General features: G+C 42.9%; 22 protein-coding genes and 1 pseudogene. All 23 read right to left on the bottom strand.

The features are described 5' to 3' along the window. Positions 1-23 precede the first annotated feature (23 nt). Positions 24-1,646: an ABC transporter substrate-binding protein gene (locus D1155_RS13060; RefSeq protein ID WP_160202856.1), complete on the bottom strand. Its 1,623-nt coding sequence runs from the start codon at positions 1,644-1,646 to the stop codon at positions 24-26. Positions 1,647-1,712: 66 nt separating this feature from the next. Continuing rightward, on the bottom strand, positions 1,713-3,167 hold the full coding sequence (locus D1155_RS13065) for an amidohydrolase family protein (protein WP_160202857.1): 1,455 nt from the start codon (positions 3,165-3,167) through the stop codon (positions 1,713-1,715). Positions 3,168-3,183: 16 nt separating this feature from the next. Then, on the bottom strand, positions 3,184-4,614 hold the full coding sequence (locus D1155_RS13070) for an amidohydrolase family protein (RefSeq protein WP_160202858.1): 1,431 nt from the start codon (positions 4,612-4,614) through the stop codon (positions 3,184-3,186). Between the two features lie 25 nt (positions 4,615-4,639). Next, complete coding sequence (locus D1155_RS13075; protein ID WP_160202859.1) at positions 4,640-6,097, bottom strand: amidohydrolase family protein; 1,458 nt, start codon at positions 6,095-6,097, stop codon at positions 4,640-4,642. 24 nt (positions 6,098-6,121) lie between these two features. Then, on the bottom strand, positions 6,122-7,090 hold the full coding sequence (locus D1155_RS13080; protein ID WP_160202860.1) for an oligopeptide/dipeptide ABC transporter ATP-binding protein: 969 nt from the start codon (positions 7,088-7,090) through the stop codon (positions 6,122-6,124). After that, positions 7,090-8,082, bottom strand: a complete 993-nt coding sequence (locus D1155_RS13085) for an ABC transporter ATP-binding protein (protein ID WP_160202861.1) — start codon at positions 8,080-8,082, stop codon at positions 7,090-7,092. Before D1155_RS13085 ends, D1155_RS13080 begins: the two co-directional genes overlap by 1 nt. 19 nt (positions 8,083-8,101) lie before the next feature. Next, positions 8,102-8,941 carry an ABC transporter permease gene (locus tag D1155_RS13090; RefSeq protein WP_160202862.1) on the bottom strand — a complete coding sequence of 280 codons (840 nt, stop codon included), beginning with the start codon at positions 8,939-8,941 and terminating at the stop codon, positions 8,102-8,104. 19 nt (positions 8,942-8,960) lie between these two features. Next, on the bottom strand, positions 8,961-9,899 hold the full coding sequence (locus D1155_RS13095; RefSeq protein WP_160202863.1) for an ABC transporter permease: 939 nt from the start codon (positions 9,897-9,899) through the stop codon (positions 8,961-8,963). A 279-nt stretch (positions 9,900-10,178) separates the two neighbouring features. Next, positions 10,179-11,561 (bottom strand): sigma 54-interacting transcriptional regulator, encoded by a 1,383-nt coding sequence (locus D1155_RS13100; protein ID WP_160202864.1) that lies wholly within the window; start codon positions 11,559-11,561, stop codon positions 10,179-10,181. 72 nt (positions 11,562-11,633) lie between these two features. Beyond that, positions 11,634-13,037: a dihydropyrimidinase gene (gene hydA / locus D1155_RS13105; protein WP_160202865.1), complete on the bottom strand. Its 1,404-nt coding sequence runs from the start codon at positions 13,035-13,037 to the stop codon at positions 11,634-11,636. Positions 13,038-13,060: 23 nt separating this feature from the next. Continuing rightward, positions 13,061-13,795 (bottom strand): aspartate/glutamate racemase family protein, encoded by a 735-nt coding sequence (locus tag D1155_RS13110; protein WP_243151100.1) that lies wholly within the window; start codon positions 13,793-13,795, stop codon positions 13,061-13,063. Beyond that, positions 13,792-14,985: a M20 family metallo-hydrolase gene (locus D1155_RS13115; RefSeq protein WP_160202866.1), complete on the bottom strand. Its 1,194-nt coding sequence runs from the start codon at positions 14,983-14,985 to the stop codon at positions 13,792-13,794. Before D1155_RS13115 ends, D1155_RS13110 begins: the two co-directional genes overlap by 4 nt. Then, complete coding sequence (locus D1155_RS13120) at positions 14,982-16,163, bottom strand: pyridoxal phosphate-dependent aminotransferase (RefSeq protein WP_160202867.1); 1,182 nt, start codon at positions 16,161-16,163, stop codon at positions 14,982-14,984. The genes D1155_RS13115 and D1155_RS13120 overlap by 4 nt, the downstream gene beginning before the upstream one ends. A 23-nt stretch (positions 16,164-16,186) precedes the next feature. Next, complete coding sequence (locus D1155_RS13125) at positions 16,187-17,209, bottom strand: sugar kinase (RefSeq protein ID WP_160202868.1); 1,023 nt, start codon at positions 17,207-17,209, stop codon at positions 16,187-16,189. A gap of 31 nt (positions 17,210-17,240) precedes the next feature. Then, positions 17,241-17,873 carry a bifunctional 4-hydroxy-2-oxoglutarate aldolase/2-dehydro-3-deoxy-phosphogluconate aldolase gene (gene eda / locus D1155_RS13130; RefSeq protein ID WP_243151101.1) on the bottom strand — a complete coding sequence of 211 codons (633 nt, stop codon included), beginning with the start codon at positions 17,871-17,873 and terminating at the stop codon, positions 17,241-17,243. 206 nt (positions 17,874-18,079) lie between these two features. Beyond that, a complete protein-coding gene (locus D1155_RS13135) occupies positions 18,080-18,862 on the bottom strand; it encodes a helix-turn-helix transcriptional regulator (RefSeq protein ID WP_160202869.1) in 783 nt (260 codons plus the stop codon). A gap of 193 nt (positions 18,863-19,055) precedes the next feature. Then, a complete protein-coding gene (locus D1155_RS13140; RefSeq protein ID WP_160202870.1) occupies positions 19,056-19,829 on the bottom strand; it encodes a class I SAM-dependent methyltransferase in 774 nt (257 codons plus the stop codon). Between the two features lie 150 nt (positions 19,830-19,979). Next, complete coding sequence (locus D1155_RS13145; RefSeq protein WP_160202871.1) at positions 19,980-21,257, bottom strand: amidohydrolase; 1,278 nt, start codon at positions 21,255-21,257, stop codon at positions 19,980-19,982. Then, positions 21,254-22,735, bottom strand: a complete 1,482-nt coding sequence (locus D1155_RS13150; RefSeq protein WP_160202872.1) for a PLP-dependent aminotransferase family protein — start codon at positions 22,733-22,735, stop codon at positions 21,254-21,256. Before D1155_RS13150 ends, D1155_RS13145 begins: the two co-directional genes overlap by 4 nt. 106 nt (positions 22,736-22,841) lie before the next feature. Beyond that, positions 22,842-24,098 (bottom strand): MFS transporter, encoded by a 1,257-nt coding sequence (locus D1155_RS13155; protein ID WP_160202873.1) that lies wholly within the window; start codon positions 24,096-24,098, stop codon positions 22,842-22,844. 606 nt (positions 24,099-24,704) lie between these two features. Next, a pseudogene (locus D1155_RS13160) lies at positions 24,705-24,911 on the bottom strand (sigma-70 family RNA polymerase sigma factor); the annotation flags it as partial. A 477-nt stretch (positions 24,912-25,388) separates the two neighbouring features. Next, positions 25,389-25,586: a cysteine-rich KTR domain-containing protein gene (locus D1155_RS13165; RefSeq protein WP_160202875.1), complete on the bottom strand. Its 198-nt coding sequence runs from the start codon at positions 25,584-25,586 to the stop codon at positions 25,389-25,391. 131 nt (positions 25,587-25,717) lie between these two features. Continuing rightward, positions 25,718-25,927 (bottom strand): DUF3592 domain-containing protein (locus tag D1155_RS15680; protein ID WP_243151102.1); only part of this gene is annotated, 210 nt, incomplete at its 5' end.

Raw genomic sequence — 25,927 nt, forward strand, 5'->3', positions numbered from 1 at the left:
AGCCTGTATCACAGGCATTATCATTATTTTGAAACGTCTAAGAACTTCGGTTCGCCTTCCATAATGGTCGGATGCGCTTTATAGCCTTTCACACGATTATTCAGAACAGACCAGCCGTTTTTGCTGTAAAGCGGTACCCAGATTGCTTCTTCTGCAGCAACTTTCTGGATTTCTTCATAGCATTCCATTCTTCTCGTTTCGTCCGTTGTGCTTCTTGCCTCAGCTAAAAGCTTGTCAACTTCAGGATCACTCCACTTGGAACGATTCGGTGCCGGCATATTTTTACTGTACATGTATTCCTGCAGCATATCCTCTGCGGAATTGATATAGGTACCCATAATCAGCACATCAAAATCATTGTCTCCATCGCCTCCGATTCTATCCCAGAAATCAGCAGTAGAAGTATTTACGATAACGTCAATGCCGATTTTTTTCATCTGTGCCTGGAACAGTTCCGCTGTTTTTGCATCTTCATCAGAATCGCAATAGGAAATCTCCATGGAAAGCTTTTCGCCATCCTTATACCGATATCCATCGCTTTCCAGCTTATAACCGTTGTCCTCAAGAAGCTTTCCTGCTGCCTCTAAATCATACTTGTAATAGTCTTTTCCTTCTTTCCAATTCCATTTGTATCCCTCAGGAAGGCCTGTATACATTGCCTCACAATGTCCACCCATAACTGTATTGATGATTTCGTCTCTATCAATAGCCATGTTGCATGCCTGTCTTACTGCCTTGTCAGGCACTCTCTCCGTCTGGAACATGAGGAATACTGGATAAGGAGGATTATATTCTTCTAAAGTGTAATCGCCTTTTTCAAGCAGTCCATCAAGTTCATTGGCAAATACGCAGCCGTTGCCCAGTACATCTATATTGCCGGCTTCAAATTCCATCTGTCTGGTTCCCGGTTCCGGAACGAATCTTACTTTTATGCCGGAAATATGTGCAGGACCCTGGTTTTCAAAAATAGAAGAGCCCCAGGTATAATCGTCATTTCTTGTCATCTTCAGGTAATCACTTGCTACATATTCCTCCAGTTTAAACGGACCGGTACCGTCAACAACTTCTACGCCGTAAACCTTGTTGTCAGCCTCAGCCTGCTCTATCGCATCCTTATTCATAATAGAAGCAACAGGAACAGTCATGTTTACCAGGAAATTATTATCCGGCTTGCTCATATTTACTACAACAGTCTTTTCATCCGGTGTTTCAATCGTGTCAACGAAGTCCAGATAATAAGAATAGCACGTACCGGACTCTGTCCGCCAGCGCTCCCAGGTCCACCTTACATCTTCTGAAGTCAGTGCTTTACCGCTGTGGAATTTGATTCCGTCTTTCAGATGGAAAGTATAAGTCATACCATCATCGGAAACCTCCCAGCTTTCTGCCAGTGCATCCTTAATTGTCTCACCGTCAAAATCAGTAGTCACTATCGTATCATACATCTGGTTTACATACTGCCAGTCCCCGTAAGAAGAGGTCATCTGCGGATCCATTATGCAGTTGCTTCCCTCAGAGTAAGTACCGACAACCAGTTCTTCAGATTCTGAGCTGCCGCCGTCATCGCCGCCGCATGAAGCCAGGGCAAATACCATGACAAAGATCAGTAAAGTTGCACTAATTCTTTTCCATTTCTGCTTTAACATCTTTCTTTCCTCATTTCGTTATATTTTGAAAAGTGAGTGAATTACACCACCTTTTCAACAAATCAGCTAGTCCTCATATTTTGGAGATACCAGCGGAGACAACTCATCTACGCTGCGTTTAAAACGGTCGTGCTGCGCAGTTCTGCTCCACGAGCCTTCTGATACCTCCTGCAGTTCCAGGGCAAGTTCTCTTTCATCCACACCATCGATTCTGCCGTCGTTTACAACACATTTTCCGCCTACATAAACCCTGTTAACAGAATGTCTTGTAGCACTGTAAACAATATTTTTTACAACGTCACGAACCGGGCTCATTTCAATGTTATCCAACTTGAATACAACAAAATCCGCCTTCGTTCCTTTTTCCAGCCTGCCCAAATCACTGCGTCCCAGTGCTTTGGCGCCGTTGACTGTCGCTGCATTAAAAATATCCCCGGCACTAACCGCAAAAGTTGTTCTGTCAACAATTTTTCCCATCACGGCTGCCATGCGCATTTCCTGAATAAAATCTGACGGGAACGTATCTGTACCAATTGTCATATTGACACCGTATTTCTGATACTTAGCAAAAGACTGCAGCGTATTTCCGCTTCTTGAAATAGCGATTGGACAATGGGCTACTGTAGTTTTACTGTCACCAAGAAGCTTCAAATCACTGTCGCCTGCCATATTAATCGAACTGTGTCCCGTAATATACAAACAATGCGGCACAATCACATCTTCACCCAGCATGCCGGTATCAGCCATCAGCTTAACAGGAGTCTTGCCGTACATGCGGATACTGGTTTCAAATTCAAGCGGGCTTTCCGCTCCATGGATGGTAATCCGTTTATCCATTTTGTCCGCTCTCTTCCTGACTTCTTTCAGCATATCAGGCGTACAGTACATAGTCTGCGTCGGTGCCCAAATTCCGTGTATTCTGCCGTCATAAGTTCCATCGATATCGCGGATCAGCTGTTCTGCTTCTTCAATACGGTCAAATCCCTCTTTTTCATCAAAATCGCAAACTGCAGAATGGCCGTCAGGCGAATACCATATGCTCCTTTCTTCATATCGGTCTCCTGCCCTTACCGGTGCGCCAACATATGCGCGCATACCCATTTCTCCCGCCAGTTCTGCCTCCGTTCTGGAATATCCTCCTCCATAGATCAGCGAAGTCGTACAGCCGCTTTTCAAAATCTCAGCCAAATTGAGTTTCGCCTGTAAAAACGCTCCTCTTTCTCCCAGCGACATAACCAGTGCATAGTCATAGAGCGTACCTTCATAGAAATACGGATTACCTACATCTTCTCTGTAACTCTTTAAGCTGTATACCTCGCAGGGGTGCGTATGGAGGTTTACAAACCCCGGTGTAATTGCTGCATTTCCCAAATCTTCATACGGTGCTCCCTGAGGAATCTGTGTATAGAATCCCTCAACGGTATCACCGTCTACACCCAGATATCCGTTTTCCAATGTTTTATGACATCCCTTATCCCAAACGATAATATACTTGGCTTTATAGTATTTAATTTCACTCATTTTTTCACCTTTCTTATTACAGTTTCTCAAAACTCATTGGATAAAACTCGTCCATCAATTTACCGTCATGCGTCTTTAATTTTTTCCACGCTTCCTCGCCCAAAGCCTGCAGTTCCTCACAGAGGCTTTTCTCATTAATTCCACAGGCCATACCATCCTGAACCACACACTTTCCCTCAACATAAACACGGGATATGGAATGTCTGGTACCGCTGTAGACAATACTCTTAATAATATCTCTGGACGGCGTCATCTCGATTGTACTCAGATCTACAATAGAAAAATCTGCCATAGCACCCTCACAAAGTCTGCCTAAATCCGATCTTCCCAGCGCTTTTGCGCCGTTGATTGTCGCCGCATTAAAGATATCTCTGCCTCTGGTTCTGTAAGTAGTACGTTCCTGAGATTTCGCCATGAACGCAGCAAGACGCATCTCCTGCACCATGTCCGATGGGAATGTATCTGTTCCCATACCAACATTAACACCTGCATCCGAGTATTTCGCAAAAGACTCAAGATTCGTTCCTACTCTGATAAATGGAGTAGGGCTGTGTGCTACATTGCTCTTAGTCCGGCCCAATAAATTCAGATCTCTGTCATCCCGAATAAACACCTGACTGTGTCCGGATATAAATACACAATGTGCCAGTACTACATCCTCACCCAGCATGCCCGTATCATACAATAGCTCCACCGGTGTTTTCCCATAAAGTCTGATACATCCTTCCACTTCTGCAAGATCCTCAGCAACATGAATGGTGATGCCAACACCCAGCCTGTCAGCAGTATTACGAGTTTCCTTCAGCATTGCAGGTGTACAGGTCATGGACTGCGTCGGGCCCATCATAATATGAATTCTGTTATCATAGGCTCCGTCATAATCCTTCACAAGGACTTCTGCTTCCCGAATTCTCTCAAAGCCGCTTTTCTCATTAAAGTCGTAAGTGACTGAATGACCATCAGGTGAATGCCACACACTGTCTGCCTCCATTCGGTCACCTGCCCGAATTCCTGCTCCGACATAGGCACGAAGTCCCATTTGGCCTGCTGTTTCTGCTTCCAGTCCGGAATAAGGCCCTCCATAAATCAAAGACGTCGTGCAGCCGCTTTTGATGAGTTCGACAAGATTTAAAGTTGTCTGAATCTCCGCGCCTCGTTTTCCCAGAGCCGGAAACGGATAATCCATTAATGTCGATTCAAAGAAATTAGGGTTTCCGCAGTCTTCTATGTAACTCTTGATGCTGAATACTTCTGACGGATGCGTATGCAGATTTACAAAACCCGGTATGATTGCCGCATTCCCCAAATCTTCACACTGTGCACCTTCCGGAAGTTCTGACATATAACCGGAAATCCGTTTTCCGTCTACAGCCAGATAACCGTTTTCCAAAATGCGATGACTGTCGTTTTTCCATACAACAATGTACTTAGCTTTAAAAAATTTCATAGTATTTTCACGTTCCTCCTCATTTTTAATCAAGGTTAATCTTAGAAAATGAAAGCGGAGACAATACATCAATTCCGCGATGCCGAATATCCTTTTTTTCAGCTTTTTTCCATCCCGCTTCAGCAAATTCCTGTAATTGACCACACAAAGCTTTTTCGTCAATTCCTTTCACTTTCCCATTTTCTACAATGCGCTGTCCATCTACATACACATGCTGTACTGAATGCCTTGTAGCACTGTATATCAGATTTTTCACCACATCTCGAACGGGGCTCATCTCAATGGAATCTAAACTGATAACTGAAAAATCCGCTTTACAGCCCGGAGCCAGCTTTCCTAAATCCTTTCTCCCCAGTGCGTGTGCCCCGTTAACAGTAGCTGCATAAAAGATATCCTTTGCACTTGCTGCGAAGGTACTTCGTCCCGTTATCTTACCCATAATTGCTGCCATTCGCATTTCCTGAATAAAATCCGACGGAAAAGTATCTGTTCCGATTCCCATATTAACGCCTGCCTGCTGATAACGCTCGAAAGTTTCTAAAGTGTCTCCCTCCCTTGCAAGAACGATTGGACAATGCGCCACTGTTGCACCCGCCTGACCGAGCAGCTGTAAATCCCTTCCTCTCATGTAAATCTGGGAATGCCCTGTAATACAGCAGCAGTGTGCAATAACCAAATCCTCACCAAGCAGTCCTGTTTCGTGCATTACTTCTACCGGGGTTTTCCCTCTATGACGAATGGAAGTTTCAAACTCTATAAAATCTTCACTGCCGTGAATCGTTATGCCAATACCATGTTTGTCCGCTTCTTTGCGTACCTGACGGAGCATTTCCTCTGTACAGGTCATAGTCTGTGTCGGTGCAAGCAAACCTTTAATTCGGCCGCTGCCCGAACCTTCAAGGTTTTTAGCAAAATCCACTGCCTCCCGCAGACGCTGCATACCGCTCGCCTCATCAAAAGAAAATGTAAGGCTGTGACCGTCAGGAGAATCCCATATACTGATTTCCTCTTTTGCGTCTCCTGCCCTGACACCCCATCCTATATAGGCTCGAATTCCTGTCTGTTCTGCTGTTTCTGCCTCTAGTTCGGACTCCGGTCCCCCGAAAATCAGAGATGTGGTACACCCGCTCTTCAAAATCTCGGCTATATTTAATTTTGCCTGTATTTCCGCACACTCCTCACCAAAGGATACCAAACCGGCATAATCATACAAAGTCGAATCATAAAAGTTAGCGTTCCCCTGATCCTCTTTGTAACTTCTGCCCCCATATACCTCCGAAGGGTGACAGTGAAGATTAATAAAGCCCGGGATAATCGCTGAATTTCCCAAATCCTCATAAGGGGTACCTTCTGCAAGTTTTCTATGAAAATCTACAATCTCATTTCCCCTTATCTCCAGATAACCGTCTTCCAACTGACGATGCTGTTTTCCATCCCAAATAATGATATATTTGGCTTTTAAAAAAACACTTTCTTTGTTCAAGCACACCACCTCCTGCAATATGTTCTAAACGAAATGACATGCAGCCAGATGACCATCTTCAATTTCCTTCAGTACAGGTTCCTGCGTTTTGCAAATTTCCTTTGCATTGGCGCATCTGGTGCAAAATCTGCAGCCTACCGGCGGATCGACAGGACTCGGCGTATCTCCCTCCAAAAGAATTCTCTCCTTCTTCACCGTAGGATCCGGAATCGGTATTGCAGAAAGCAATGCCTGTGTATACGGATGTGCGGGATTCTTATACAAATCATCTCTTTTCGCGATTTCCATAACCTTCCCCAAATACATCACGATAATCCGGTCGCAAATATATTCCACCACTGATAAATCATGGGAAATAAATAACATTGTCAGCCCAAAATCTTCTTTCAATTGCAACAGAAGATTGAGAATCTGCGAACGAACCGAAACATCCAGTGCGGAAACCGGTTCATCGCAAATCATAAATTTCGGATCAGCTGCCAGAACGCGGGCAATTCCGATACGCTGTCTCTGACCGCCCGAAAACTCATGTGGATAGCGATCAGCAAATCCTTTTTCCAGCCCGACAATCTCCAGCAGTTCTTCTACTCTCTGTCTTCTTTCTTTTCGGGTTCCCCTTTTCTGTATTTCCATAGGTTCTGCTATAGTTTCAGCAATACGCATTCTTGGGCTTAAAGAGGAGTAGGGATCTTGAAATACAATCTGCAAATCACTGCGCATCTTACGAAGTTCCTTTTTTTTCATTCCCATCAGCTCTTTGCCTTCAAAAACAATACTGCCGGAGGTCGGCTGCGTCAGACCTAAGATTGACCGGCTGATAGTGGTCTTTCCGCATCCGCTTTCACCCACCAGTCCCAGCACTTCTCCTTTATAAACATCAAACGAAACGCCGTCAACAGCTTTTACAAAGGATGTTGGTTTGCCAATCAGCTTATCATCAATCGCAAACCACTTTTTTATATCCCTGATAGATAACAGTATTTCTTTTTCCATTATGCTTCACCTGCCTTTTTTTCTGCAATATGCAGCCAGCATCTGATCTTCCTGCCATTATCGATTTCGAAAAGCTCAGGTTCCTTTTCACTGCAAATATCCATAGCATATTCGCATCGCGGACAGAACCTGCATCCTGTTTTTATTTTATTGGCACCGCTTTTAAAAGGTATCATATACAATTTCTCATGATTTCCTATTTTTGGAATGGACTTCATCAAACCTTTCGTATAAGGATGCAGCGGTTTTTCAAACAGACTTTCCACGGTCGCCTCTTCGACAACTCGGCCCGCATACATTACCACTACATATTTTGCAACTTCCGCTATTACGCCCAAATCATGTGTAATCATCATAATAGACATTTCTCTTTCGGACTGCAGTTTGCGAATTAAATCTAAAATCTGTGCCTGTATTGTTACGTCCAGTGCAGTAGTCGGTTCATCTGCAATGAGAAGCTGCGGATTACACGACAGTGCCATAGCAATCATCGCCCGCTGCAGCATACCTCCTGACATCTGATGCGGATATTCCTTTACCCTCTTTTCCGGAAAAGAAATTCCCACTTCACGAAGCAGGTCAATTGCCATTTGTTCAGCTTCTTTCCTGGACTTTTTTTGATGCAGTACAATCGCTTCTTCAATCTGCGAACCGATCGTATACAGTGGATTAAATGAAGTCATCGGCTCCTGAAAAATTACAGAAATCTGATTGCCTCTGATTTTCATCATTTCTTCTTCAGTTTTATCCAAAAGGTTTTCGCCTTTAAAAATGATTTCTCCTCCCGTAATTTTTCCCGGAGGATATGGAATCAGCTGCATAATGGACATAGCAGACACACTTTTGCCGCTGCCCGATTCACCTACAATTCCAAGGACCTCACCTTTTTTTATTCTAAATGTAACATCCTGAACAGCATGATTTTCATCTTTACCGTTATAGAAAGTGACAGAAAGGTGATTCACTTCAATTAAGTTATCATTTTTACTCATCTCTGACTCCTTTTCTTTTCTACATACGAGGGTCCAGGACATCGCGCAGCCCATCACCCAGCAAGTTAAATCCGGTTACTGTGATAAAGATGAAGATAACCGGAAATCCCGATATATGCGGTGAAGAGCTGATATAGTCCTTGCCGGCACTAATCAATGCGCCCCATTCTGGAATTGGAGGCGTAGCCCCGATTCCCAGAAAGCTCAAAGTAGAAATAGACATTATAATCCACGCCATTTCCAGCATCGAATAGACCACAATTGTAGGAATGCAGTTCGGGAGAATATGCTTTGCCAGAATTCTCAAATCTGAACCGCCTGCAGAGATGGAGGCTTCAATATAAGGCATCTCTTTCAGAGACAGAACCAGTCCGCGTATCAGTCTGGCATAGGCCGGCATAGATCCCAGACCTACAGCAATCGTTACATTACCCAGACCCTGTCCTAATGTGGCAACGATAGCGATTGCAAGAAGCATTCCCGGAAATGCCATAAGGATGTCCATAAACCGCATCAATGGATTATCGAGATGCTTATAAAATCCGGAAATCAATCCAAGAGGAACACCTACCAGAACAGCTACTGCCAGAGACATCAAACTATATGGAATCGTTATTCTGGCTCCGTACAGCATCCGGCTCAACAGACATCTTCCCAGTTCGTCAGTCCCAAAAGGATACCCTTCCATCGGTCCCTTCAGAGCCATTGAACCATCCGTTAAGTATGGATCATTCGGTGCAAGCACCGGTGCCAAAACAGCAATTGAAATCATAATTAATAAAATAACGGCGCCTATGGTTACACTTTTATTGTGAAAACACTTTCGCAGCATCATCCATTTCGGACTGTTATTTAACATTTCCAAATTATTCACCACCTTAATATTTGATTCTCGGATCAACAGCACTGTAGGTCAAATCCACAATCAGATTTACGACCAGAAACATAATCGCAAAGAGCAGAATGCTTGCCTGAATGACCGGATAATCATTTCCAATAATTGCAGTAATAGAGTATCTGCCAAGTCCCGGCCATGCAAAAATACTTTCAATTACCACAGAGCCGCTGAGCATATAGCCTGTTTGCGTCCCGATGACTGTAATCAAAGGAAGAGATGCATTTTTAAGTGCGTGCTTGATTACAATAGATTTATAACGCAGTCCTTTCGCCTTAGCTGTTCTGATATAATCCTGCCGCATAACCTCCAGCATTTCCGAACGTGTCAATCTGGATATAGAAGCCATCTGCGGCAGCCCCAGCATCAGCGCCGGTAAAAAGGCGTGCATCATGCCATCCAGACTGAAAAAAGAATTACCCATTCCGGAGAACGGAAACAGTCCCATCTGCAGACAGAAGATTTTCATCAGCATAAGTCCAAGCCAGAATTGTGGAATGGATACACCCGCTAATGTCAGTCCCATACAGGCTTTATCGATCCATGTATTCTGTTTCAAAGCTGCGATAATACCGAGGGGAATTGCCGCTGCAACAGACCAGATTCTGGCAAATACAATTAAATATATTGTGTTTACCAGCGCAGACATAAGGTCCTTACTAATTTCGGTCTTTCTCAAGAAGGATCGTCCAAAATCACCGTGAAGCACATTTGTAAAGTAATCAACAAACTGCTCCCATAACGGTTTATTTAAACCGAGCTGCTCCCTGATCGCCTCTATATCTTCTACGCGCGCAGAACTTCCTGCAAGTTTCACAGCAGGATCTCCCGGAGTGAATTGTACAATTAAAAATGTAACAATTATTACGCCCAAAATAATAATCGGCAATTGAATCAGACGCTTGACTAAATATTTCTTCATCTTCTCTCCTTCTTTCTCATCTTTACTCGTCTTTTTCGTTTCATTCTTAAACTCTTTTCTCATATATTTTGCAATGACCGTGCCAAAATGATACTTCCGCTAATTTCAATATTCATGACGATTTATTCAAAAATTTTCTTATATATTTTTACATTTTGAGTAAAAATATTTTTATTCTTTACCGTATTTGTCTGATAATTCTCTTATTTGACAAATAAAAAACCGTAAGCTGCAATCAAAGTGCTGCAATCTTACGGTTTTCGAAACTTTAATTTTCCTCTATTTTTTCTTTTGCTTCAGTCCATATTTCAATAGTTTATAATTTAAAGCCTGTTTTGAAATTTTCAGCTTATTGGCCGCTAAAGAAATATTCTTAGTTGAGTCAATAGCCCGGACAATCAGACGTTTTTCATATTCCTCGACCCTTTCTGTTAAACTCAGGCTGTCCTCATAATTCATCATGATGGACTTTTCATCTTCATAATGCGTTGTCAAATAAAGCGGTAAGTTTTCCATTTTGATTTCACGGGAGCTAAGTACATTAAAAGCTCCCTCAACCACATTTTTCAGTTCCCGCACATTGCCCGGCCAAGGATACTGACAAAACAGTTCCATTACATCATCACTTACTCCAATCACCTCCTTATTCATCTTTCTGTTATTCTGATTGATAAAGTAATTGGTCATAATCGGAATATCAGCAAGACGGTTTCGAAGTGCGGGAATTTCTATCAGTACTGTACTGAGCCGATAAAACAAGTCCTGTCGTAAAAGCCCTGCTTTAATACAATCCATAGGATTTTTATTTACAGCACTGATAATTTTAACATCAAACGGAATCATCTTATCGTCTCCGATACGTCTTACGCGTTTCTCCTCAATCGCTTTTAAAATTTTGGCCTGCATACTGACTTCCATTGAGTTAACTTCGTCAAGAAACAATGTGCCGCCGTCCGCAAGTTCAAAAAGACCGGCTTTATCCTCCGCTCCGGTAAAACTGCCTTTTACCGTACCAAACAAAATACCCTCCAGCAAATTCGACGGGATTGCAGCACAATTCTGCGAAATAAAGCGATGCGCACACCTCACCCCGGAAGTATGAATACTCTGTGCAATCATCTCTTTTCCAGTACCGGTTTCTCCATAGATCATCACAGCGGAATCTGTATTGGCAATCATAGGAATCTGCTTCTTTATTTCATTTACCTTCTGCGAGGCAGTAACTATATCATCAAGATGATACAGAACATCCGATTGCTTTTCCATTTTTGGCAGGTTAATGTATCGACGCTGAATATTCTTGTCACGACCATCGTCAATACTCCTGGAAAAATCAATAGCGCCTACAATCTTGCCGCCCTGCATAATGGGCAGCGTACTGCAGATGTTTGTAACGCAATCTCCATGTCCTGTAGTCAGGTGCTCCACCCTGTCATAGATGGGCTGCCCTGTCTTCAGCACCTGCATAATTGTACTGTCCTCCTCGGCTAAGTCCGGATGAATTTCCAAAATCGTTTTTCCTACAATCTGCTCCATCTGCAGGCTGTACACGTCTGTTCTGAAATTAGTGTAATATTTGATAACGCCTTTTTCATCCGTAACCATAATTCCGTCGAAATAGTTGTAAATATTTAATATCTTTTCGATATTCAAGTCTGACATGCCGGACACCTCGTCTCAAAATGTTATTTTCATTCTATCATAAAAACAGATAATACGAAATCACATTTTAAACTAAATACCTGTATAGCATCCGGCATACATTTTTGCAGGAATAAAATGTCCCATTCCGTACTCTCCGACAAATTTTCCATTCTCCACTGCAATCCTGCCGCGAAGCAGCACAGTTTCTACCTTGCCGATCTGCTTTCTTCCTTCATAAAGATTGTAATCCACCCCATTAGGATTGTCTGCCAGATGTACCTCACCTGTCCATGCCGGGTCAAATATAACAATATCTGCATCAGATCCAACCTCCAAAGTCCCTTTTTGCGGAAAAATTCCGTTAATCTTTGCCGGTCCGGTGGCTATCAGTTCCACAAATTTTTGTCTCGATATTTTTCCGGTTTCTACACCATAAGTCCAAATCATAGAGAAACGATCTCCTGCTCCCGGTGAACCGTTTGGAATCTGTGTAAAGTCTTCTCTGCCGGCTTGTTTCAACTCTGCTACATCAATACCGCAGTGATCCGAAGAAATACCGGTGAGCAGACCACTGTTCAAAGCTTCCCATAGCGCATCGATATCTTCCTGATCGCGAAGCGCCGGTGAGCAGACATACTTTGCAGCCTCATTAAAATCAGGATTCTCAAGTGCCTCTTTTGTAGTAGTCAGATAGTGTGTACAGGTTTCACCGTTAATATTGATTCCTTTTCCCTTTGCTTCCACAATTTCATCCAGCGCTTCACGACAGGTTACATGTGCGATATATAAAGGGGTTCCCACTTTTCCTGCTAAATAAGCCGCCCTGCGTACACCCTCCGCTTCAGTAAACGGCGGTCTTGAAACGTAGTGATACTTCGGTGTCAACTGTCCTTTTTTTACACATTCATTTCTCAAAAAGTCCAGAATTTCACCATTTTCAGCATGAACAAAGACAGTTGCACCTACCTTCTTTGCCTTTTCCAAAATACGATAATAAGATCCATCATCAACATGAAGAGGTGAACCATTGTAAGCCATAAAGATTTTGATATTGGAAATTCCTCTCTCCGGGAATTCATCAATTTCATCAAAAATGCTGTCCATAAGATAAGTCACCATTGCATGAAGGGAAAAATCCACGCAGGCCTTATTTTTTGCGCGGACATTAATCCGATAGTCGATAGAATCAAGCAGCCCTGTGTCCGGATCCTGTGGAGCAAAATCTATAATCGTGGTTGTACCTCCCACGATAGCCGAATCCGTTGTCTCATAACCTGCTGTGTCTCTGTCGCCTACATTGCAAAGCGCAGAAAAATGCGTGTGCTGGTCTACTCCTCCGGGCATTACCAGCTTATCTTTTGCATCAATAATCTTATCTGCGCTCGTATTAAGATTTTGACCTATGGCGATTATTTTTTCATCTTCAATCAAAACCTCACCGATGAATTCATTTCTGTCTGTAACAATTGTACCGTTTTTAATCAAAGTTCTCATATGCTCATGTCCTTTCAATGTTCTTATAAATCCACAATCCCATTAAATCCTTTAATTTCTTTTACCTCCGGCGCTTTCCATGTATTTGCTTTACTGGTCTTTACGTTCATTTTGACCAGTGCCTCCGCCAGTTTTACTGCAGGCATCACTCCATCCAGCACAGGCACACCCAATTCCTCGCGCAGCCTGTCGACAAAATCCACAAAGCCGGCGCATCCTAAAAGAATACACTCTGCGCCATCTTCCTCAACTGCTCTTCTGCCTTGCTCTGCTAAAGCCTTAAGGCCTTTCTCAGGATTTTTTCCGAATTCCAATACAGAAAGCCCTGTGGTTCTGATAGACCTGCAAAAGCTTTCAGCGCCATAAGCCTTAACAACATCCTCTGTTACCTTCCGTGAACGATCCAGTACAGACACCACACTAAAATACGGAGCAATAAACTTCGCTGTAGTAATTGCAGACTCACATATCCCCAGGACAGGTTTTTCTGTCACTTCTCTGGCTGCAGCAAGACCCGGATCACCAAAGCAGGCAATAATAAATGCATCTGCATTTTCTTCTTTATCTCCTTTTATTACTTCCTGAATTACTCCGGGAACCGCCAGATACTCATCAACATAACACTCGATGCTGTCAGGCCCTGTTAATGGGCTTACTGCCGTGATTTCCGTGTCTGCATCCGCATATCTTACTGCCATATTGTAAATACTGTCCGTCATTGACTGTGTTGTATTGGGATTAATTAATTTAATCTTCATTCAAATGCCCCCCTATCTATTTTCTGTAATGTTCTCAAAAGAACCTCAGCACCATCTCTGATATGATCCGGATCTGAGTATTCGTCAAATCGGTGACTGATTCCGTTTCTGCTCGGAATAAAAATCAGTGCAGAAGGTACCAGAAAACTCATATTAATCAGATCATGACCTGCGCCGCTATACATTCTCATAGACGAATAATCGAGCTCCTCTGCAGCTTTCTCAACAATTTCGCAGAGCTGCGGACTGCAAACGGTTTCCGGTTGTTTAATAAACTCTTCTACTGATAGTCCTTTATCCTTCCACCTTGCCAGAAGCTGCTTGATGACATCATACATCCGGTTCATCGACTTGTCGCGGAGCTCGATGATAAACTGTGTCTCACCCGGAATCACATTGACAGCGCCGGGAGTTACACTCATAGTACCTACTGTACACACCATGGTATTTCCGGTTTCCCGCACGCTGTCCATTAAGTCGGTAATAATCCGGCAGGTCTTTTCCATAGCATCATTTCTAAGTCTCATAGGTGTGCTCCCGGCATGATTCGCATCACCCCTTACTGTGGCCTTATAACGCAGAATACCAAAAATACCTTCGGCAATTCCAATGGTTTTTCCCTCAGACTCCAGGATTCCACCCTGCTCAATATGATATTCCAAATAAACCAAATAATCATTCTTATTACGTTTGCAGCTGGCAAAATCCTCCCTGGAAATATGCCGCTCCGCCATCGGCTTTATCATGGATTCCTCTAAAGGTGCTCCGGCAAATGCTTTGCTGCCAAAAGTTCCGCCAACCACATTTCCCTCTTCTTCATTAAATGCTATTATTTCTATCGGATGATCGTTCTTCCATCCTTCTTCCCTTAGAACCCGTACCGCCTCAACAGCGCCCAGAACACCTAAAGCTCCATCGTAAATACCTCCATTTGGCACAGTATCAATATGTGAGCCCATGGCAATCTTCTGTTTGCACCTGCCTGTTGAGGAAGGAAGAACTCCGGTCAGATTTCCCACAGCATCAATACAGGTCATCAGTCCTGCCTCTTCCATTTTTTTTCTGACAAAATCCCTTCCCTCATAGAAATTTTTACTGTAGGCCATGCGATTTGCACCTTTTCCCGGTACAAATCCAATACTGCCCAGTTTTTTCAAATCTTCCATTAAACGTTCTATCCTGACGCTCATTGGTTTTCACCCGCCTCTGCAAGTTCATTGAGAAATATTTCCAATGCATCCATTCCTTTTGTAATCTGTTCCATAGATGTAGCAAACGAAATACGAATATATCCTTCTCCATAATTTCCAAAAGCATCACCCGGAACAACAACAACCTGCTTATCTTCCAGCAGTTTTTCTGCGAATTCACTGCTGGAAAGGCCCGTATCTTTAATTGACACAAACGCATAAAATGTTCCTTTGGATGGTTCATAATGAACCATCGGCATAGTCGAAAGACGTCCGGCTAAATAGTCTCTGCGCTCTTTATAGCACTTTACCATATAGTTCAGATGCTCGCGGCTTCCTGTAAGGGCTTCCACAGCAGCGTACTGGCTCGGCATCGCAACACAGGCACTGATGTTCTCCTGCAGCTTGGTGATATTCGCAATAATCTCTGCAGGACCTGCCGCATATCCCACACGAAATCCCGTCATCGCAAAAGTCTTTGAAAAACTATCAATCACAAGGGTGCGGTTTTGCATTCCGGGAAGAGCGGCAATACTGGTAAACTTTACGTCATCAAAAACAATGTGCTTATACACCTCGTCACTGATGACCAGAAGATCGTGCGTTACGGCTAAAGCAGCCAGTTCTTCCAAAACGGATTTTTCAAGTACTGTACCCGTTGGATTGCAAGGTGAATTAATAATAACTGCTTTTGTTTTTTCGCTAATCGCTGCTTTGACCGCCTCTATATCAAGGGAAAATCCATTTTCCATATCTGCACAGACACTGACAGGAACGCCGCCGCACATGAGAATCTGCTGTAAATAGTTAGTCCAGCAGGGTTCTATTACAATGACTTCGTCTCCCGGATTCAGGATAACCTTCAGCCCCTGATATAATGCCGCCATAGCGCCGGGTGTCATGGTAATTTCACTGACCGGATTGTAATCCAAACCCAGCTCTGCTTTTAAATATGCGCTGACTGCTTTACGGAGCGGCAGAATTCCTGCATTCTCTGAATACTTGCTTTTTCCTTCCTGCATAGCCCTGCAGCCGGCAGCAACAATGTTTTCCGATGCCGTAAAGTCCGGCTCGCCGATAGTAAAACTAATGGGATTTTCATACTCCAATGCTTTATTAAACATTTTTCTGATTTTGGAATATTGGATTGACTTAGTATTATCTGATATCATGTTCATAAGCTATATCTCCTTTTTATCTGTTATCTTTGCACTCTTCCCGATCCATCACCTGCTGCCAATGCCAGAACTTCTTCTACAGATACCAGATTAAAATCTCCCTCTACAGTATGTTTCAGACATGAGGCAGCTACTGCAAATTCCAGTGCCTCCCTATCAGACATACCGGTATACAGTCCATAGATTAAACCTCCGCCAAAACTGTCGCCGCCTCCTACCCGATCAACAATATGAACCGGGTATTCTCTGGAAAACATTGCAGATTCACCATTATACAGCATTGCTGCCCATCTGTTATCGCTGGCAGAAATACTGGTTCGCAAGGTGATTGCTACATATTTGCATCCGAAACGATCTGCCAGCTGCTTCGCAACGTCTCTGTAACCGTCATGATTCAGTCTGCCGCCTGCAATATCAGAAGATGCTGCCGCAATACCGAAGACCTTTTCGGCGTCTTCTTCATTGGCAATACATACGTCAACATACTTCATAAGCTGACCCATGACCTCTCCTGCTCTTTCACTGGTCCACAAATTCTTACGAAAATTCAAGTCACAGCTGACGGTAATATTTCTTTCCTTTGCAGCCTTTACTGCATCCAGACAGATTGCAGCTGTATTAGATGAAAGCGCCGGAGTAATTCCGGTAAAATGAAACCATTCAGTGTCCCTGAATATTTCATTCCAGTCAAAATCTTCCCTTTCTGCTTCTGCAATCGCAGAGTGTGCTCTATCATAAACTACTTTTGACGGTCTTTGTGACGCGCCCTTTTCCAAGTAATAGATACCAACCCGGTTCCCACCTTTTTTTATACAGCTTACATCTACACAATGCCTGCGAAGTTCCTTTACAGCTGCTCGTCCAATTGGATTATCAGGTAGTTTAGTCACAAATGCTGCATTTAATCCATAGTTTGCCAGAGAAACAGCCACATTAGCTTCTCCCCCTCCAAAAGTTGCCTGAAACTCAGGTTCCTGCATAAATCTAAGATAGCCTTTAGGCGCCAGTCTCAGCATGATTTCACCAAATGTTACAATTTTCTTCATGTTTTACCTCCAATCATTGTCATCCGATTATCTATCTTTGTCTTACGCGATTCACAATTTCCATTGCATTCTTACTTAGCTCTGTTACTGCATCCCAATTACTTTCTTTTAGAAGCTGTTCTTTTACCATAAACGAACCTCCGCATGCAATAATACTTTTCTCCTGTAAATACTCTTCAAGATTATTCAAGGACACACCTCCTGTAGGCACAAACCGGATAGAGCTAAAAGGTCCTGCCAAAGCAGAGATTGTTTTAATTCCGCCAAACTGAACTGCCGGAAAAAACTTTACAACAGAAAGGCCCTGCCTCAGCGCCATCTGGATTTCAGTCGGCGTCACACAGCCGGGCAGCGGAAATATTCCTCTCTCCAGTGCAAAATCAACAATTTTCTCATCAAAACCGGGACTGACAATAAATTTAGCACCGGCAGCAGCAGCTCTTTCCGCTTCTTGCACAGTCAGCACCGTACCTGCTCCAACAAGCATATCCGGATATGCCGACAGCATTGCTTCAATAGCATTCTCTGCACCCTGCGCTCTGAAAGTAACTTCTGCACAATTAATGCCTCCCTCTCGCAATGCCTGCGCCAGACGTGCTGCTTTTTCAGTTTCTTCCAGCTTGATAACCGGTATGATACCGGCTTTTTGTAAGTGTTCTCTCATATCCAAACTCATCCTTTCCACAGATTTCTACCTTTACTATACCAATTCCGATACACAGGTAAAATCGCGCACTCGTTTGATTTTTTTGGATAGTTTTTTGATTTTAATAGTACTTTTAGATAAAAAAAGTATCCAAAGTAATAATTTTTTGCATTAAAAAATGGTTATTCTGTTTTTCATTTCAGAATAACCACTCATATAAGCGCTTATAATTCATCAAAATTAATTTTGTCTGTAGATAGCGGCAGACTTTGGAGTAACTGTACTCGATTTTTTACGTGCATTTTTTCATAGAGGCTGTGCAAATGCTTTTTGACGGTATTTACACTGATATGCATCAAATCCGCAATGCGTTCATTGCTGTATCCTTTTACTGCGTAATCAAGCAGTTCGGACTCTCTGCCTGTAAGGCCAAATTCTTTACTGATACGCTCATGATAGCCTTTGGCAAAGAAATAACGGGTATCTCCTTTCTTTGCCTCATAATACAGCCGGTAAGCCAGATGTTTTTGAAGCTGGTCCATAATAAAGAGTTCTCGTTTGGTAAAATCTCCACTTTCTCTTTTTCTATAAAAAGTAATCATACCTACCACTTCTTCGCGAAAAACAATGTTCATACCCATGGCATATCGAAATTGCTGCGGCAAATAAAATTTTTGATAAAAATCAGACTTTTCCATAGCCTCATCGGACAGAAGCTCGCTTTGCACCCAGGCTGCACTGCGTCCGCTGATCTGCAGCCACTGAAGAGGATTACCTTCTCCTGCAGTCTTTTCAAAAATCTCTGTTTCTTTTTCATCCAGCCCATATGAAATACTGTTCTTTATCTGTTCTTCCTCTACCAAAGCGAATACGCCGCCGTCAAATCCCACCAGCATATGAAGCCATTTTAGCGCTGTTCTTCGCATTTCATCAAAAGAATAAATAAAAGACACATTATATGCAATTTCATTTAAAAACATCCATTCACTTTCCTGTAAAAAAGCCATGAAGAGTCCTCCTCTTTGTATGCATGTTTTCCGCAGTTTTGTTTTTGCAGAAAAGCACATTCGTTTTCTATATAGTTAATCTCCTGATTCTCCCATAGTCAGATTCAAGCTTTATCATCATACCATTTACCGCATATAAATTTCAAGAGTTTTTAGTAAAAACAATCAGTCTGCACAACTCCGCATGCCCAGCTTACCGCGTCAGGACGATACAGTCATACCTGACGGATTTTCCCTTAATTGAGTAGCTCGGCTTTACGCCTGCCAGATACGGGCCTTTCAGCGGCCTTTTAATCACGATTCTGCGTGGGCCGCAGGAAATCGCTGCCTGAAGCAGTGCATCCTCTTCAGCGCAGGGCTGCTCCAGCTGCTGCAGCAGCTGAAACTTCTTCTTAATGAGGCCGCTTTTCTGTCTCTTTGGAAACATAGGGTCAAGAACCACGACATCCGGATGTACTGTCTGTTCTTCCAACGCTTTAATACTGTCCTCGCTGTGCAGCTGCATCCGGCTTATAACCTGCTCCAGCGCAGGCTCTGCAAGGCCTCGGCGCAGCACATCATAAAGAAGCGCCGCAATCACCGGATTTCGTTCATAGAGATTCACTTGAAATCCTGCTCCTGCAAGCAGAAATGCATCCTCTCCCAAGCCTGCGGTTGCATCCACTGCGCTCAGCATTTCTCCGTCCTTTGCGCCTTTAAACCTGGCTGCTTTTACTAAAAGCTCTCCGTTCAAATTGTTTGGTTTGAGCCGTGGCTGCAGCTTTCTGAAATCACCGCGCAGCCCATGACCGTTTTCGATCAGTGACAGACCGTCCCGGTCTATTTGCAGGTACGCAGGTGCAATATCCAAAGGTTCCCCTTCCTGCTCCCGCACTGCTTCAACGCCCAGCCGCTCCTCTATATCACGGATAACCGCAGCATCCGCATCAGTTTTTGCATATAAGAAAATGTTTTCACTGTCTTTCATTTAATCAGAATTTCCGTTTCTTTATTATATTATGACCTCTTTAGTATACCAAATCAAAACTGTAAACGGAATAGATAACGGAAAGAATTTTAAAAAGGCTGCGCCGGGTTTTCCCAAAGCGCAGCCTTTACATCTTCTACATCTGTATCATTACATATTCAGTTCTTCCACTGCATGCACCAGCATTTCGATGGCTGCAGGAATGGAATCTTCGTCAAGGTCAAACTCCGGACTGTGAAGCGTCTGGGTAGTGTCACAGCCGATTCCTACGTAGGTAGCGATACCGCCGTTATCCTGTACCTTGTTAATCATGACAGAAGCATCGTCAGTTCCGCCAACGTTTCCCTCAAAGTGGATTTTTTCAAACCAAGGCACTTTCTTCGCAGCTCTTTCGATGACTTCCATCATGGCGTCACTGCTCTGGGCTGCCGGAATTTCACCGAAGTCCTCATAGGTGTATTCCATATCGTACGCCTTTGCAGCACCATCCAGAATGTCAAACACTCTTTTGCGGGCATAAGCAGCGATAGTTCTGGTCTGTCCTCTGTACTCAATGCTCATAAACGCGTTAGGCGCGATGGTATTTACTACAACACCTGCGTTGAGGATGCCTACATTGACTCTGCAAAGTCCCTCTTCGTGGGGCGCGATTGCGTGGAGATTCAGTGCCGCTGTGCAGGCTGCCAGAAGAGCGTTCTTTCCGTTCTGAGAAGCGCCGCACGGGTGTGCCGCTGTACCGTGGAAAGTAACATCAATCTGATCGTCACTTAAGAAGTCCTTGCAGCCGCAGGCGATGGTATTGGATGGCAGCGGCCATCCCTCTGCAGTCAGCGCCATGTGTACAGAAATAAAGTTCATCGCATCGTCCAGATGGCCTTTGTCGACGATGGACTGTGCACCGTTGTAGCGTTCTTCTGCCGGCTGGAAAATGATACGCATTTTCCCTTTCAGCTGGTCTTTTCTCTTCATCAGTTCCCATGCAAGACCGATACCGATAGCTGTGTGTGCATCGTGACCGCAAGCGTGGACGCAGTCTTTGTTGCAGGAAATATACCCCTCATCAAATGGTCTGAAGCCTTCTTTCTGCAGTTCTTCATAAGGCAAACAGTCTATATCGAAACGAAATGCGGTCACAGGACCTTCTTTTCCGGTGTCCAGTTCTGCGATGACACCTGGATAGCCTTCCGTTCTTTCTACGTATTCCGGTTTTGCACCCTGCGCAACGGCTCTTTCCATTTCCGCCTTTTTCTCTTCATCAGAAAGCATTTCAAAGCCAACAGTATCGACATTGATTACATCGGTTCCCATCAGGCATTTGTAGCCTTCCTTCTCCAGAATTTCAGCAATTCTGGCACTGGTTCTGATTTCTCTCCAGCCGATTTCCGGATAATGATGGAATTCTCTTCTGTACTCAACAAATTGATTCATTCTTCTCTTCTCCTATCTTTTACTCTTTTGCATTCATCCAAGGCCTGCCCCAGCAGTGCAATGCCTCGCCTGATCTGCTCATCTGTCACATTAGAAAAACACAACCTAATATGCCCTTTCCTACTGTGACTGTTATCATAAAACACCCAGCCGGGTGTTATTAGAACACCTTTTTCTTCAGCAACTCTAAAAAGTTCTCTTTCATTTATACCGTTCTCCAAAGTGCACCACAAAAGCAGCCCTCCTTTAGGCTTCTTATAAGTAATACCTTTGTCACTAATCTTATCAAGCTCCTCACAAAGAAGATTAAGCCTGGCACTGTAAACCTGCTGTACACACCTGATATGCTTTTCAAACTCACCCGATTCGATATACTCGTTGAGAAAATATTGACCGATTCCTCCGATAGTAGTCTCGTCCACGCTAAGAGCATACCCCATCATATACATCAAGTCCGGCGGACCTACTGCATAGCCGATTTTCATCATATACGGAAAGGTCAGCGTAAAAGTATCTACATAGATGACCATTTTATTTGCATCTAAGGCATAAAGACTTGGAATTTGATGATCGCTATAAACAAAATCTTTCTGATAATCTTCTTCAATAACCGGCACATTATAGGTATTTGCAAGGCGAAGCAATGTCTGGCGCTTGGCAAGAGACATGGTAATTCCTGTCGGATTGTGATAGTTTGGCTGCGTATAGATGAACTTCGGCTTCCGCTCTCTGAGAGCCTCCTCCAAAAGATCCATCTTCATGCCGTCCTCGTCCATAGGAATCGTGATAACCTCAATACATCGATTATAAAAAATGCTGTAATTGTCCGGCACCATAGGCGCCTCTGCCACAATACAGTCGCCTTCTCGCAGATACATAATCATCAGATAAGTGATTGTTTGATTGCTCTCTGCAAAGATTTGGATATTTTTTGTAGTCACATAGATGTTCTGATTGGTCAAAAGCTTTCTGACGTTTTCCCGAAGTCTCTCTGTCTCCTGCAGAAATTCCTTCGTGCTGGCAACCTTACTGCTGTTAAAAATTCTGGAAACCACATGCTCCATCCCCTGCACAGGATTTAACCTTCTGTCCATAATCAAACCGCCAAAAGGGATCTGCTCATCGGGCTCAGACTTCCAGTAAATGTCGTTAAACCGCTTCTCAGCTTTGCGAAACTCGTAGCGAAAAGCTTTTTCTAAAGGAAAAAAACGCTTTCCAAACTCCTGGCTTTCCTGCGGAACCTTGACAAAGTAGCCCTTAGGTTTTTCCCTGGACACCACACACAGTTCCTTAGCAATAAGCACATCATATGCCTTGATGATAGTATTTCGATGGACGCCGATTTCTTCTGCCAAACGCCGCTCTGCAGGAAGTTTATAGCCTGATGGAAGTTCTTCCCATAAAATCTTCTTCTCGATTTCTCGTGCGATTTGCTTATAAATCGGTATGCTACTGCCCTTATCGATCTTTAGCTTCACCCTATCACATCCTATTCTGCTAAAGCAATCCCTTTTTTTGCGCAAAAAGCCTTCTCCATTCGTCGTTTATATTATTTTAAACTTCTGCGCCGAATTATGCAAGAGGTTATGCGTTTTGGGCTCTCAGTTTTTTTACATATCTGTCCCAAACAGTTAGCATCAGGATACCAACAATCATAATAGCTACGATTGCAATGAACAGATAACGATAACCGCTTTCTCCGAAAGTATCCAGAATCTTACCGGAGCAGAACGGAACGATAACTTCCGGCAAATAGCCCAGTGTACATACTAAACCGATTGCAGTACCTGCAACTCTGATAGGCACACCACCTTCATCCATCATGGAGAATACCATGATGTAACCACCGTACATACCTGCATAAATCATGATACAAAGCACGATGAATAAAGTAGAACTCATATTGCCCATAACCACCATCAAAAGTGTACCCAGAGCCATCATAGAGAACGTAACATACATAACCTTGGATCTTCCCAGTTTGTCAGCAATAGCGCCACCGCCAAATGCAGCGATAGGTCTTACATACTGTGCAGCGATTGTAACAAATGCACCTGCTGTTGCCACCATTCCAAATCTGGAAGTTGCATACGGTGTAAAATAGTAGAATGCAATGTTCATTACATAAGTACAGCAGAGGATTGCAGACAGAATCCATACAGCTGGCATCTTGATAACTTCTTTTACCTGTGCAAGGCTGATTTTTTCTTTCTGTTCACCAACTTTTTCTGTTGTATCCGGTTTATTTTCTTTCATGATGAAGAACAGCAGTATGCCAAGTGCGATTGCAATTGCAGAATAATATACAATTACACCATTAAGTCCTGCGGCGTCGCCTGCTTTTTTGCTGAAATATCCAAAGATAGAAACAATCGCAATACCGTCAACTGCATATACCAGACCTCTTCCGCCGTCCATAAATCCGTATGCTTTACTCTGTTCGTTTTCGTTGGAAATCTCACGAAGACTCTTCAGAAGGGATGGCCAGAATGCGAACAAGGAAGTGAATCCCCATAATGCGTAAATACCCAGCAGCATTACGTAGTTAGGATTCAGCAGGTGCAAAATTCCACCAAGTCCAGTTAAAATCAAAGATACTGACATCAGCTTCCTGGTGGAAACCATGTCGGCAACAACACCGCCGAATAAATAGGAAATCATTCCAAAAATACCAAACATGGAACCGAAAGTACCCATCTGCGTGTTGTTTAAATGATATGTTTCCAGATAGGCGTCATAGAAATATGATCTGAAATATGGCATACCATAAATCATAGCGCCTGCGATGGTGATAATCACCAGGTGAAACATATGCTTTTTAAGCTTACTTTCTCCGCTCATTTTTCTTTCTCCTTTTTAGAAAATTTTTAAAATAGTTATGATATCTTTTTTTATTATACGAAAAAAAGACTCAATATAAAGTACCAAAAAATTAAAAAAAGCATTTTGGACTAGTCCAAAATGCAAAAACACACCAAAAGGCTCCACCTTTTAGGTAGAGCCTTTTGGCTGCGATATTAATTAAGAAAGAACGTTCAAAAGAAATAATCTGTAACCCTATCTCCTTTTGACACTCTCAGTATACCAATAGAATGTGACGATTCTGTGAAAAAAAGTTATCGCTATTGTGTTGAAAAAATTAAGATTTATTAAGAGTTGTTCTATCTTTTTCTTTCTTCAAAGGTAATTCTTCAATGCATCAAAAAACTCTTCTGCCTGTCCATTGGGATTTGCAGTTTTTGTAGCTTTTATTTCTACTGGTTCGTACTCATGATTAACGATTATTTTTACTCTTCCAAAATTTAAATCTAGACTTCTTAACAACAATACCAGCCATAAACTTTAAAGCCTTCGTAGAAAAAGATGTCTTTTCTTCTATTTCAAGTATTTCGTTTTCTTTTTTGTGATTCAATTTATTCTTTTTAAGAATTACAAGACAAAATAAGACTGTTCCCTGTCTGCCATCCCCTCAAGGTATTCGCCGAAGTCGCTTGTCCAATGGTAAAGCCTCCTGTCAGAATTGAAGTCTGCTCCGTCGTCTGTGCGAATTTGTTCAATGGTGGTTTCTTCAACTCCGTGTTCCCTCAATATTTTTTCTTCAGCTTCTTTCCAGATAAGCCATTTCCTGTTCTCACGTCCGTTGTTGTATGCCATTCTTTATTCCTCCAATCTGAATTTTTGAAACGTAATAATCCAGATTGGATAGGCGGCGAACGACAGCCAACAGCGGAAACAGTCTCGCGGCATATTCCGATAAAAAACGACAAAAGAAAAACCGCAAAGGCACTGTGACCTCTACGGTTATAGGAGATACATATTCTGTTAAACGGAGATTCTACTTCTGGTTTCATGGTGAGAAGCAATGTTGCATAAACAGGGATTTTTTTAACTGGCTTCCTGCCAATCCCCGATATGCTATGTATGGGTAAAATCTGCGTTGCGTGAGCAGACGTATAACTCTGCCCGAAAAAAGAACATTAAAAATCCCTCCAAACTTCAAAGAGTGTCTGTTAAGTCTTTTCGGGTGTAGCAAATCAGCCCACCAAAACACCGTTTTTTTATATGGTGGGCGTTTGCGTTAAAAATTTATAGCCTACTAAAAAAGAGCCAACAAACGGTGAGATAGTATGCTCACTTGTTCATCGGCTCTGCATCTAAAGTGTCTGGCTCTGTGATGACTGTTATTTGTAAATTCATTACATCAATCAAGGCTTCCTGCTTGCATTTCGGACAGTAAAGAGGATAGTTTTTTAAAACCGTATCTTCTCTGATTCTGTCACGGGTTTTGCCGCCGCAAACAGGACAGCGTATCCATTCAGTTCTTTTCATTATTTCCTCCAATTCTGCTATTTCTTTCTATTTTTCCATGCTTTATAAATCAAGTTTGCAACAGGAAGCAGAATACAGATAATTACAAACCATTCTGGAAAATGTGGCATATCCTTTGTCCCCCCTTTTCTCTAATGGATTTGCATAAATACAGCTATCAATACACTGCCTATACCAATTAAAAATCCCTTGATGATTCGTTTCGCTGAATAACTGTATATTCTCTCTGGTTTGTTCCGGTCATAACGAACGGTAATCGGTGTACCTATCTTGGATGTCAAAGGAACTTGTATGCGATTTTTAGATACAATGTTTCTGTCATTAACCCGATAGGAAATCTC

It is taken from the genome of Anaerotruncus sp. 80 (assembly GCF_009936115.1).
In the GTDB taxonomy this organism is placed as follows: Bacteria; Bacillota; Clostridia; order Peptostreptococcales; family Anaerovoracaceae; genus Senimuribacter; species Senimuribacter intestinalis.

Bases quoted from the DNA above. Each gene is read 5' to 3' on its own strand.
- D1155_RS13060 (WP_160202856.1), bottom strand. From the start codon at position 1,646: ATGTTAAAGCAGAAATGGAAAAGAATTAGTGCAACTTTACTGATCTTT.
- D1155_RS13065 (WP_160202857.1), bottom strand. From the start codon at position 3,167: ATGAGTGAAATTAAATACTATAAAGCCAAGTATATTATCGTTTGGGAT.
- D1155_RS13070 (WP_160202858.1), bottom strand. From the start codon at position 4,614: ATGAAATTTTTTAAAGCTAAGTACATTGTTGTATGGAAAAACGACAGT.
- D1155_RS13080 (WP_160202860.1), bottom strand. From the start codon at position 7,090: ATGGAAAAAGAAATACTGTTATCTATCAGGGATATAAAAAAGTGGTTT.
- D1155_RS13085 (WP_160202861.1), bottom strand. From the start codon at position 8,082: ATGAGTAAAAATGATAACTTAATTGAAGTGAATCACCTTTCTGTCACT.
- D1155_RS13090 (WP_160202862.1), bottom strand. From the start codon at position 8,941: ATGTTAAATAACAGTCCGAAATGGATGATGCTGCGAAAGTGTTTTCAC.
- D1155_RS13095 (WP_160202863.1), bottom strand. From the start codon at position 9,899: ATGAAGAAATATTTAGTCAAGCGTCTGATTCAATTGCCGATTATTATT.
- D1155_RS13100 (WP_160202864.1), bottom strand. From the start codon at position 11,561: ATGTCAGACTTGAATATCGAAAAGATATTAAATATTTACAACTATTTC.
- hydA (WP_160202865.1), bottom strand. From the start codon at position 13,037: ATGAGAACTTTGATTAAAAACGGTACAATTGTTACAGACAGAAATGAA.
- D1155_RS13110 (WP_243151100.1), bottom strand. From the start codon at position 13,795: ATGAAGATTAAATTAATTAATCCCAATACAACACAGTCAATGACGGAC.
- D1155_RS13115 (WP_160202866.1), bottom strand. From the start codon at position 14,985: ATGAGCGTCAGGATAGAACGTTTAATGGAAGATTTGAAAAAACTGGGC.
- D1155_RS13120 (WP_160202867.1), bottom strand. From the start codon at position 16,163: ATGAACATGATATCAGATAATACTAAGTCAATCCAATATTCCAAAATC.
- D1155_RS13125 (WP_160202868.1), bottom strand. From the start codon at position 17,209: ATGAAGAAAATTGTAACATTTGGTGAAATCATGCTGAGACTGGCGCCT.
- eda (WP_243151101.1), bottom strand. From the start codon at position 17,873: ATGAGAGAACACTTACAAAAAGCCGGTATCATACCGGTTATCAAGCTG.
- D1155_RS13135 (WP_160202869.1), bottom strand. From the start codon at position 18,862: ATGGCTTTTTTACAGGAAAGTGAATGGATGTTTTTAAATGAAATTGCA.
- D1155_RS13140 (WP_160202870.1), bottom strand. From the start codon at position 19,829: ATGAAAGACAGTGAAAACATTTTCTTATATGCAAAAACTGATGCGGAT.
- D1155_RS13145 (WP_160202871.1), bottom strand. From the start codon at position 21,257: ATGAATCAATTTGTTGAGTACAGAAGAGAATTCCATCATTATCCGGAA.
- D1155_RS13155 (WP_160202873.1), bottom strand. From the start codon at position 24,098: ATGAGCGGAGAAAGTAAGCTTAAAAAGCATATGTTTCACCTGGTGATT.
- D1155_RS13165 (WP_160202875.1), bottom strand. From the start codon at position 25,586: ATGAAAAGAACTGAATGGATACGCTGTCCTGTTTGCGGCGGCAAAACC.